Source organism: Plantactinospora alkalitolerans, assembly GCF_015690345.1.
GTDB lineage: Bacteria > Actinomycetota > Actinomycetes > Mycobacteriales > Micromonosporaceae > Plantactinospora > Plantactinospora alkalitolerans.
The window spans coordinates 1-10,037 of sequence record NZ_JADPUN010000133.1 but is presented as its reverse complement, the minus strand read 5'-3'; the positions used below and the strand labels follow the sequence as shown (position 1 = coordinate 10,037).

Annotated in this window: 8 protein-coding genes and 2 pseudogenes; 3 read left to right on the top strand and 7 right to left on the bottom strand. The window is 72.1% G+C overall.

Translation table 11 applies throughout. The annotated features are described in order from the left end of the window. A pseudogene (locus tag I0C86_RS12550) lies at positions 1 to 686 on the top strand (hypothetical protein); the annotation flags it as partial. 503 nt (positions 687 to 1,189) lie between these two features. On the opposite strand, the gene I0C86_RS12545 reads toward I0C86_RS12550, so the two are convergent. The 5 genes from I0C86_RS12545 to eno all read right to left on the bottom strand — a co-directional run bounded on the left by I0C86_RS12545 (position 1,190) and on the right by eno (position 5,381). Continuing rightward, positions 1,190 to 2,164 carry a Ppx/GppA phosphatase family protein gene (locus I0C86_RS12545; protein ID WP_196201407.1) on the bottom strand — a complete coding sequence of 325 codons (975 nt, stop codon included), beginning with the start codon at positions 2,162 to 2,164 and terminating at the stop codon, positions 1,190 to 1,192. Between the two features lie 110 nt (positions 2,165 to 2,274). Beyond that, entirely contained in the window at positions 2,275 to 2,808 is a 534-nt protein-coding gene (locus I0C86_RS12540; protein WP_407676303.1) for an amino-acid N-acetyltransferase, read from the bottom strand. Beyond that, positions 2,805 to 3,371 carry a DUF501 domain-containing protein gene (locus I0C86_RS12535; RefSeq protein WP_196201405.1) on the bottom strand — a complete coding sequence of 189 codons (567 nt, stop codon included), beginning with the start codon at positions 3,369 to 3,371 and terminating at the stop codon, positions 2,805 to 2,807. The genes I0C86_RS12540 and I0C86_RS12535 overlap by 4 nt, the downstream gene beginning before the upstream one ends. Further along, positions 3,368 to 4,066: an FtsB family cell division protein gene (locus I0C86_RS12530; protein WP_196201404.1), complete on the bottom strand. Its 699-nt coding sequence runs from the start codon at positions 4,064 to 4,066 to the stop codon at positions 3,368 to 3,370. The genes I0C86_RS12535 and I0C86_RS12530 overlap by 4 nt, the downstream gene beginning before the upstream one ends. A 31-nt stretch (positions 4,067 to 4,097) precedes the next feature. Continuing rightward, entirely contained in the window at positions 4,098 to 5,381 is a 1,284-nt protein-coding gene (eno, locus tag I0C86_RS12525) for a phosphopyruvate hydratase (protein ID WP_196201403.1), read from the bottom strand. 289 nt (positions 5,382 to 5,670) lie between these two features. On the opposite strand from eno, the gene I0C86_RS12520 reads away from it, so the two are divergent. Next, on the top strand, positions 5,671 to 6,375 hold the full coding sequence (locus tag I0C86_RS12520; RefSeq protein ID WP_196201402.1) for a hypothetical protein: 705 nt from the start codon (positions 5,671 to 5,673) through the stop codon (positions 6,373 to 6,375). A gap of 299 nt (positions 6,376 to 6,674) precedes the next feature. On the opposite strand, the gene I0C86_RS12515 is transcribed toward I0C86_RS12520, so the two are convergent. Together I0C86_RS12515 and pdxR are read right to left on the bottom strand one after the other, a co-directional pair. After that, on the bottom strand, positions 6,675 to 8,297 hold the full coding sequence (locus tag I0C86_RS12515) for a DUF885 domain-containing protein (protein ID WP_196201401.1): 1,623 nt from the start codon (positions 8,295 to 8,297) through the stop codon (positions 6,675 to 6,677). A gap of 9 nt (positions 8,298 to 8,306) precedes the next feature. After that, on the bottom strand, positions 8,307 to 9,782 hold the full coding sequence (gene pdxR / locus I0C86_RS12510; protein WP_196201400.1) for a MocR-like pyridoxine biosynthesis transcription factor PdxR: 1,476 nt from the start codon (positions 9,780 to 9,782) through the stop codon (positions 8,307 to 8,309). Between the two features lie 67 nt (positions 9,783 to 9,849). Here pdxR and I0C86_RS12505 point away from each other — a divergent pair. Continuing rightward, positions 9,850 to 10,037: pseudogene (locus I0C86_RS12505) on the top strand (hypothetical protein); the annotation flags it as partial.

The window sequence follows — 10,037 nt, the reverse complement described above, 5'->3', positions numbered from 1 at the left end:
CCGCCGAGCCGACCAGCCCTCCCGGCACCGTCCCGCCCACCAGCGTCCCGACGCCGACCGGTGCGACGCCGACGGCCACGCCGGGCGGGCAGACCACCGGTACGACGGTCCGCCCGCCGACCTCGATCCCGGACCGGGCCTTCCTGACCCAGCCCCGGGACACCTCCACGGGCCAGTCCCGGCGCAGTCCGGAATGGCAGCGGCCGCTTCCCGACCTCTGTGACCGGAAGTTCGGCGCCGATGCCTCGATCGTGACCCGTCGCTCCCTCATGTACGTCTACGGCAATCCACCCACCCGGGCCGGAGACGTACCGAACGGGTACCTCGTCCAGACGATCACCAGTTACCGGGACCGCGCGGCGGCGACCTTCATGGACCAGCTCGCCGACGCCGTCCGGGACTGCCGTCAGGAGGTCGACGGCCCCCGGACGACCCGGTACAGCCTGCTGACGCCTCCCGACCAGGGCGACGAGGCACTGCTGATCCGGATCCGCCACGACGTCGTCGACATCAACACCGACGAGGTCACCGGCACCGCCGACAACCTGGTCACGGTCGTCCGGACCGGGCCGGTGGTGACGATCCTGCACGACATCGCCTGGGAGTCGGGCTTCGAGACCGAGCCCGAGGTGATGCGGAACTTCACCCGGCTGGCCGCCGACAACATCGACGCCTGGCTTCGATAGGCAGCTCGCCAGCCCGGGAAGCTCCTGCGGTGGGGTCGGTCCATTCCGGACCGGCCCCTTCCCCGGACCGGCCGCCCCTTCCCCGGACCGGCCATCATCCCCGGACCGGCCATCATCCCGGCATGACCGACCGTCGAAAGGCCCGTGCCGCGTAGGCCGCCCCGCGGTACGGGCCGACAATGTGCGCCGGCGCCGTCGACCGAGCACATCCGCCCCGGTACCCGGCATGTCCCCCGCCGCCCTGGCCGAACTGGCCCTCGTGGAACGCACCAGGCTGCACGGCGACGCGGTGGCCTCGGCGCTCCGGCTCTGCACCCGATTCCTGGAGCAACCCGGTCGGATCCTCTACCTCCCCATGCAGGAGGACGACTGTCGTTGCCACAACGTGGCTCGGGCCAGGGATCTCCTGACCGACGCCCTGGCCGCCCTGCCCGAGTGGGTCGCCCGGCAATTCAGGAATGGTGGAGCTGCCGGCGGTGACTCTTCTCCGGGTCCACCCGTGGCTACGCCGGCAGCAGGCTGTAGGCGATCCCGTCGAGGATGTCGTGCTCGCTGGCGATCACCGAGGACATTCCGGCCCGCCGCATGATGACCTGGAGCACCAGAGCTCCCGCGCCGATCACGTCGGCACGGCCGGGGTGCATCACCGGGATGGTGAGCCGCTCGGCCGCCGACCGGGCCAGCAGGTCCGTCGTCACCTTCACCACGTCGGCGTACGACACCCGGGCGTGGTGGATCCGATCGGACCGGTACTCCGGCAGCCCCTGGGCGATCCCGACGACCGTGGTGACCGACCCGGCCAGCCCGATCAGGGTGGCCGCCTCCCGCCCCGGCACCATCGACAACGCCCGGTCCACCACCGCCGTGATGTCGGCCTCGGCCGCCGCGACCTGCTCCGCCGTCGGCGGGTCACCGGACAGGTGCCGCTCGGTCATCCGGACACAACCGATGTCCACCGACACCGCCGCGTCGACCTGGGCCGTACCGCCGGTGGCCGGACGGCGACCGACCACGAACTCGGTGGACCCGCCGCCGATGTCGACGACCAGGTACGGCTCCCGTACCTCGGCGTCCAGCCCGCGTACCGCCCCGGTGAAGGAGAGTCTGGCCTCCTCGTCGCCGGTCACCACCTCCGGCTCGACGCCGAGCGTGTCGAGCACCATTGCCCGGAACTCGTCGGCGTTCGACGCGTCCCGGGAGGCGGAGGTGGCGCACATCCGGACCTTCGACACGCCCAGCGACTCGATCTCGGTCGCGTACCCGACCAGGGCCAGGCGGGTGCGTTCGATCGCCTCCGGCGCCAGGCGGCCGGTCCGGTCGATGCCCTGGCCGAGCCGGACGATCTCCATCCGGCGGACCACGTCGGCCAGTTCGGCCTCCGGTCCGGCGGACGGGTCGGGCAGGTCGGCGACGAGCAGCCGGATCGAGTTCGTGCCGCAGTCGATCGCGGCGACCCGCTCAGAGACCGTTTCCGTCATCACGGACGCCAGACTACTGGCCGCGCCGAAGCCGAAGGCGGGGTGTTAAAAAGGGACCCTTCTTCGACAGAAAGCGATAAGAAGGGGCCCTTCCTTACATCCCAACGTGCTTACATGCGGAGCAGCATGCGGACGTTGCCGAGGGTGTTGGGCTTGACCCGCTCAAGGCCGAGGAACTCCGCGACCCCCTCGTCGTACGACCGGAGGAGCTGTTCGAAGACGGGCTGCGGAACGGGGGCGCCGTCGATCTCGACGAAGCCGAACGAGGCGAAGAACCCGGTCTCGAAGGTGAGGCAGAAGAGCCGGGAGACGCCGAGTTCGCGGGCGGTCGCCAGCAGCTCCGTCACGATCCGCTGACCGATCTTGCGGCCCCGGTAGCCCGGGTGCACCGCCACGGTCCGGATCTCGGCCAGGTCCTCCCACATCACGTGCAGGGCCCCGCAACCGACCACCGTTCCGTCGCTCGGATCCACCGCGACCCAGAACTCCTGGACGTCCTCGTAGAGCGTGACGGTCGCCTTGCTGAGCAGTCGGCGCTCGGAGCTGTAGGTGTCGATCAGCTCCCGGATCCCCCGTACGTCGGTCGTCCGGGCCCGTCGGATGACCAGCTCGGCCGGCATCGACTCCGATCCGGGACGGGTCATTCGGCCGGCTCCACGCACGGGCCGCCGGCCCACCAGGGTTCGAGCAGTTCCAGCACCTCGTCGCCGAAGGGGTTGACTCCGGGACCGGCGGCAAGTGCGTGCCCGAGGTGCACGTGCAGGCACTTCACCCGGCCCGGCATGCCGCCGGCGGAGATGCCGTCGATTTCCGGCACCTGTCCGATCGTGTTCCGCCGGGCCAGGTAGTCCTGGTGCGCGGCCAGGTAGCGCTCGGCCAGCTCCGGGTCGGCCGCCAACCGCTCGGCCATCTCCCGCATCACCCCGGCGGATTCCAACCGGCTGCATCCGGCGACCGCCCGGGGGCAGGTCAGGTAGAACAGCGTCGGAAAGGGCGTACCGTCGGCCAGCCGGGGGGTGGTCTCCACCACGTCCGGCAGCCCGCACGGGCACCGGTGGGCCACCGCCCGGGTGCCGCGCGGGGTACGGCCGAGCTGGGCGGCCACCGCGGCCAGGTCGCCGGCGGTGGCCGGTTCCCGTACCGGTAGCGGTACCGAGTCCGCCGCCGACCCCGTTCCGGGTACGTCGACCGCGTCGGGTCGGCTCACTGACCGGTCCGTTCCTGCTCGTTCGCCGCCTGGATGCTCGACCAGAGGGTGTCGTACCAGGGGTCCGGGGCGCGCTGCTGCGTCGGGTCGGGAACGACACCGGCGTCCCGGGCGGCGCCCTCGCGGTCGGTCAGCACCACGAGCGGCACCTCGCCGGGCAGCACCATGAAGAACCGCTCCCGTGCTTTGATCTTGACGTACTCCGGATCGTCCCAGAGCGCGGCTTCCTCGGTCAGATCGCCGATCAGCTTCCGCTGCGCCTGCTGGGCCGCCTCGATCCGGGCGATGTCGGACTGCTGGTTGAGGTAGACCCGGACCGGATACGTGTACGCGAGGGCGAGCGCGACCAGGACCCCGGCCAGCACCGTCGCCCGCCCGGTGTAGCGGCGGGGTTGTTGGGCGTAGGTGCGTTTCACCGTCCGGGCGGCGCCGGTCCGCCGGGCCACCCCGGGCCGGTTGCCCGACCGGGGTCCGTCCGCGCTCCGGCTGGCGCCGGTGCCCCGGGAGGCGCCGGAGGTCCGGGCGGCGCCGGAGGTCCGGACATTTCCGGCCGCCCGGACCGGGCCCTGTTTCGGTTCGGACCGGGCCCCGGGGTCACGGGACGCGGCCCGGCCGGGCCGGGGAACCCCGGCCCGGCCGGCACGATCCGGCCGCCGGGCCGGGCCCTGGCCGCTCGGTGTACGGCGCTGCGTCATCGCCGTCGCACCCTCCCCCCGAGGTTCTACGTCAGACCGAACGGTAACGCGGGAAGGCGCTGGTGCCGGCGTACCGCGCCGCGTCGGCCAGCTCCTCCTCGATCCGCAGCAGTTGGTTGTACTTCGCCACCCGGTCGGATCGGGCCGGTGCACCGGTCTTGATCTGGCCACAGCCCATCGCCACCGCCAGGTCGGCGATGGTGGTGTCCTCGGTCTCGCCGGAGCGGTGGCTCATCATGCACTTGAAGCCCGCCCGGTGGGCCAGGTCCACCGCCTCGAAGGTCTCGGTCAGCGAGCCGATCTGGTTCACCTTGACCAGTACCGCGTTCGCGGACTGCTCCGCGATGCCCCGGGCGATCCGCTGCGGGTTGGTGACGAACAGGTCGTCGCCGACGATCTGGATCCGGTCGCCGATCGAGGCGGTCAGGTTCGCCCAGCCGGACCAGTCGTCCTCGGCCAGCGGGTCCTCGATGGACACGATCGGGTAGTCGTCGATCAGCTTGTGGTAGTAGGCGGTCATCTCGTCCGCCGACTTCGTCGCACCCTCGAAGGTGTACGTGCCGTCGGAGAAGAACTCGGTCGCGGCCACGTCCATCGCGAAGACGATGTCGGTGCCGAGCCGGTAACCGGCCTTCTCGACCGCCTCGGCGATCAGGTCGAGTGCGGTGGAGTTGGTGGGCAGGTCGGGCGCGAAGCCGCCCTCGTCACCGAGCCCGGTGGACAGGCCCTTCTTCTTCAGTACCGACTTCAGCGCGTGGTAGACCTCCGCGCCGGAGCGCAGCGCCTCCCGGAACGTGGGCGCACCGATCGGGGCGACCATGAACTCCTGCACGTCGACGTTGGAGTCGGCGTGCGCGCCACCGTTCAGGATGTTCATCATCGGGACCGGCAGCAGGTGCGCGTGCGGGCCGCCCAGGTAGCGGAACAGGCTCAGCTCGGCGCTGCTCGCCGCCGCCTTCGCCACCGCCAGCGAGACGCCGAGGATGGCGTTGGCGCCGAGTTCCGACTTGGTGTCGGTGCCGTCGATGTCGAGCATCTTCTGGTCGATCAGCCGCTGCTCGCTGGCCTCGTAGCCGACCAGTTGGTCGACGATCCGGTCCTCGATGTTGGCGACGGCCTTCTCGACACCCTTGCCGTTGTAGCGGTCGGAGTCACCGTCGCGCAGCTCGATCGCCTCGAAGGCTCCGGTGGACGCGCCGGACGGCACCGCGGCGCGGGCGACCGTACCGTCGTCCAGCCCGACCTCGACCTCGACGGTCGGGTTGCCGCGCGAGTCGAGAATCTCCCGAGCGACGATTCCCTCGATGGTGGCCACTGTCGTGCTCCTCAGTTGTCGATGTCGGTCCATCAGATGTCGATGGCGGTCCGGTCCGGGCCGCGACGGTGCGGCTGAGGCCTCCACGGCCAGCCTATCGGGCCGGTCCGGACCTGCGGGCGCCGCATGGCGGACCTGGACGACGGCCCGACGTCCCCCGCCGGCAGCCGCACCACCGCCACGTAGCGTGGTCGCGTGACTGCGAAGGGATCCGACATTTGCGGATATCCTTCACCGTACGTGGGAACCGGTTTGCGAGACCTTCACCCGATCGACAAGGCTGTAGGCCATGCCGGTTGTGTCGATCTCACTCCGGGTACTCGCGGGGGCGATCATTTCCGTACTGACGATCTCCGGGTGCCAGACCCTGGACGGCGCCGGCCGGGTGATCAGCCGGGCCGATCTGGTCAACGACCTCGCTGCCCGGTTGGACCGGTCGAACGAGCTCACCTACTCGGCCGACTACCAACTTCCCGGTGGCGAGAGCGCATCGATCTCGCAGTCCCAGGATCCGCTCCGCGCCGCGTACACCTACCCCGGCGGCATGCTGACGGTCACCGCGGACGCCACCACGGCGTGCGACACCACCCGAAAGAAGCCGACCTGTACGGTCACCGCGCCGCCGGTGACGAACACCAAGCCGGCAATCGCCATCTTCACGGACATGAACAAGCGGGGCCTGGTCACCCCGCCGGTGGTGATCGGCCTGCTCACCGCCGCCGCCATCGACCCCGACGCGGTCATCCGACAGCACGACACCACGGTCGCCGGGCGGCATGCCACCTGTGTGGATGTCGAACAGCTCAGCGACGCGCCCACCGCCAGGTTCGACGCCTGCATCATCGGCGAGGGTGCCCTGGGCAGCTTCAAGGGCGTGGTCGACGGCGTCGAACTCGACGTGGCGTTGAGCCGTTACCGGGACGCGGTGGAGGGCTCCGCCTTCGACCTGCCGCCCGGCGCCGGAGTGGTGGACCGCCGGCCAGACCCGCAGTAGCCGGCGGTCCGCCGGGATGACCCGGCCAGCCCGTCGACCCGGGCCAGCCCGTCGACCCGGCCAGCCCGTCGACCCCGGCCAGCCCGTCGACGCCGGCCCTGGTGGCGCCCGGAGCCGGCGTCGACGGAGCTTCTGGCGGCGCCATGACCTCCATGCCGATCCCGCTGGCGACGGCCGACGAACGTTGCCATTCGCAGGTTACCGAGCGGCCGCCGGCAACCAGCGCGTTTGCCCGGATCCCGACGGTGGAGGGCGGCGGAGCAGGGCGGACGGCCCCGACGCGCCCTTCCCCGACCGGCCTAGACCAGACCGAGCAGCACGGGAAGGTGCCGAGGTGGCGGAGAACCGTGCGCGAGGATGGCATCGTGCCACTGCCGGACCGGTACCCCCGCCGGTCGCCGCGCCGCGATCTCGGCGATCTGGCTGTAGCCCACGAAGTACGTGGAGAGCTGCGTCGAGGTGAGCAACGCCCGCCGCCACTTCCCGGCCGCCTCGCCCTCCTCCTGGAAGCCCCGTTCCATCATCAGCGCGAGCCCGTCCGCCTCGGACAGCTCCTCGCAGTGCACGAGCTGGTCGAGGATCGCGTTGATGGTCAGTCGGAGCTGCATCTTGAGCTGCTGCAACCGGACCGCCAGGCCGCCGAAGCCGTGTTCGGCCATCACCTGCTCGGCGTAGACGGCCCAGCCCTCGACGAACGGTCCGGAGTGGCCGAGCGACCGGGCCCGGCTGCTGCCCCGGTAGCGCCGGGCGTGCGCCAGCTGGAGGAAGTGCCCCGGCATCGCCTCGTGCACCGTCAGATTGCGGATCATGTGGTCGTTGTACTCCCGGTAGAACGACTCGATCCGGGACGCCGACCAGTCGGCCGGAGTGGGCGCGATGCAGTAGTACGTCGGCACCTCACCGGTCTCGAACGGTCCCGGCGCGTCACAGTAGGCGACCGCGACCCCGCGATCGTGCTCGGGCATCTCCTTGATCACGCACGGATCGTCGACCAGTGACACCAACTCGGCGTCGGCGACGAAGTCGGTCGCGTCGCCGAGGGTCAGCCGGGCGAGCGGCACGATCGAGGCGTCGTCCGGGTGCTCGTCGGCGAGCAGGTTCAGCGCCTGGCGTACGGTCGCGTCCGAGGCCGGACCACCGACCAGTTCGACCGCTGCCGCGCGGATCTCCTCGGTGACCCGGTCGAGATTCGTCCAGGCCCGGTCGAGCACCTCCCGGGCCGACAGCTCGGTGTCCAGGGTGTGCCAGAGCTTCGCCTCCCAGAGCCGGCGGCCCAACCTCGGGTCCCGCCCCGGGCCGGCATCGTCCCCGAGGCCGGTACGCAGCCAGTCGGCGAACCCGGTCAGTTCGCGTACCGCGGCCTGGGCGACCGGCTCCACCGTGCTCCGCAACCCGGGTGCCTCGGCCAGCAACGCCGGCACCTGGTCACGGACCAGCGCCGCCGCGCCCTCGAACTGCCCGACCGCGGTCTCGGCGTGGATCCGGGGAACGTCGCGGAGCACCGCCCGCGCGGTGGACAGCGCGTCCGGTACGGCCGCCAGCCGCCCCGCGAGACTGGTCAGCCGTACGTCGGCCGAGGCGAACGGCCGGTCGAGCAGCGCGTACAGCAACGGTCCGGGGTTGTGGGCCAGCGGGTTCCACTCGTGGTCACGCACCTCGGTCAGTTCGAAGATCCCCCGGTCGACCGAGGCCGACAGCACGGCGTGGTCGACCTGCTCCGGCGGCTCCAGCTCCTCGGCGTCGACCTCGGACAGCGCGTGGGCGGCGTCCCGCAGCATCGCCACCTGCCCGGCCACCGCGTCCACGGACCAGTCCGGCAACTGGTCGTCGACGCCGTGGTCACCGACGGACGAGGCCAGGGCGGGATCGCTCGACAGGAGCGCGTCGACGATCCGCTCGGCGAGGGGAACGAATGGCGGCATGCGGCAAACCTAGACGATCAGTTCCGCCAGCGTCGCCACCGCGCGGGTCAGTACGTCGGGCGGGTGCGTCGCGTACCCGAGCACCAGTCCGGGCGGACCACCGGGGGCCAGCCGCAGCCGGGACAGCGGCACCGGCCCCAGCCCGGCCCGGTGCGCGGCCTCGGCCAGCGGCCCGTCGTCGACGTGCTCCGGCAGCTCCACCACCAGGTGCAGCCCGGCCGCGACACCGGAGATCCGGGCGGCCGGGAGGTACCGGCGCACCGCCGTCACCACGGCGTCCCGGCGCAGCCGGTGCATCCGTCGGAGCCGGCGCAGATGCCGGTCGTAGCCGCCGCCGGCCAGCAACTCGGCGAAGGCGAGCTGTTCGAGCACCGGTCCGCCGAGGTCGGCCGCCGCCTTCGCGGCGAGTACCGCCGACCGTAGCCCCGGCGGTACGGCCAGCCAGCCGAGCCGCAGGGCCGGAGCGAGGGCCTTGCTGGCCGAGCCGATGTACGCCACCAGGTCCGGGGCGAGTCCCTGAAGGCAGCCGACCGGGTCGCGGTCGTACCGGAACTCGGCGTCGTAGTCGTCCTCGATGACCAGCCCGTCGACCCGGCGGGCCCAGCCGAGCAGGGCGGCCCGGCGGTCCGGTGCCAGCACCACACCGGTCGGGAACTGGTGGGCCGGGGTGACCAGCACCGCCCGCAGGCCGGTCCGGGCCAGTGCGGCGACGTCCAGCCCACCGTCGTCGACCGGGATCGGCACGAGCCGCAGTCCGTGTGCGACGAGATGACCCCGGATGCCCTCGCTGCCGGGGTCCTCCAGGCCGACGGCGTCCACCCCGGCGGACCGGAGCGCCCCGCCGAGCAGACCGAACGCCTGGGCCGCACCGGTGGTGGCCAGCAGGTCGAGCGGCCGGACCCGGGCGGCCCGGACCCGGCCGAGGTAGCCGGCGAGTTCGGCCCGGAGCCGGGGTGCACCCGCCGGATCGCCGTAGTCGAGGTCGGCGGCGCCGGCCCGGTCCAGGGCCCGCTCGTAGGCGCGGCGCCACGCCGCCCGGGGGAACGCACCCGGGTCCGGCACGCCCGGCCGCAGCGGCAGCACCCCACCCCGACCCGGGGGTACGGCCACCGGGCCGGTGACGCCCCGACCACGACCGTCGCCGCCGCGGGCGGCCGGTACCGGCTCCCGCCCGGGCCGAACGGCTCTTCCGGCCACCGCCCCGGGCCGGCGTTCCGCCGTCGCGATCCCGTGCTGACCGGTCGACACCGTCGTACCCGAGCCGCGCCGGGCCACCAGCCGGCCCTCGGCGACCAGTTGCTCGTACGCCTCCACCACGACGCCGCGGGACAGCCGCAGGTCGGTGGCGAGGTCCCGGCTCGACGGCAGTCGGCTCCCCGGGACGAGTCGACCGTCCACGATCGCCGCGCGCAGGGCGACGGTGAGCCGGTCGGCCAATCCCGGACGGTCCCGGTCCAGCTCGACCAACGCCTCCAGGATGGCCATTTGGTCCTCCAAAAGCCGCCGCGATTGGCCCTTAAGTCCGAACCACTTGCACCATAGCGTCGGCCCCGTGAACATCTCGAACCCGGTCGCGGGCCTGCTCTGCGTCGCCGGCATGGTGATCGTCGGCAGTTCGGTCTCGATCAGCCAGCTCGTCGTCGACTACCCGCACCTCACCGGACAGGCCGCGCGGTACGCGCTCGCCGCCCTCGTGCTGTCCGGCATCGCCCGCGTCGCGCCGGGCTTCCTGACCGGCGA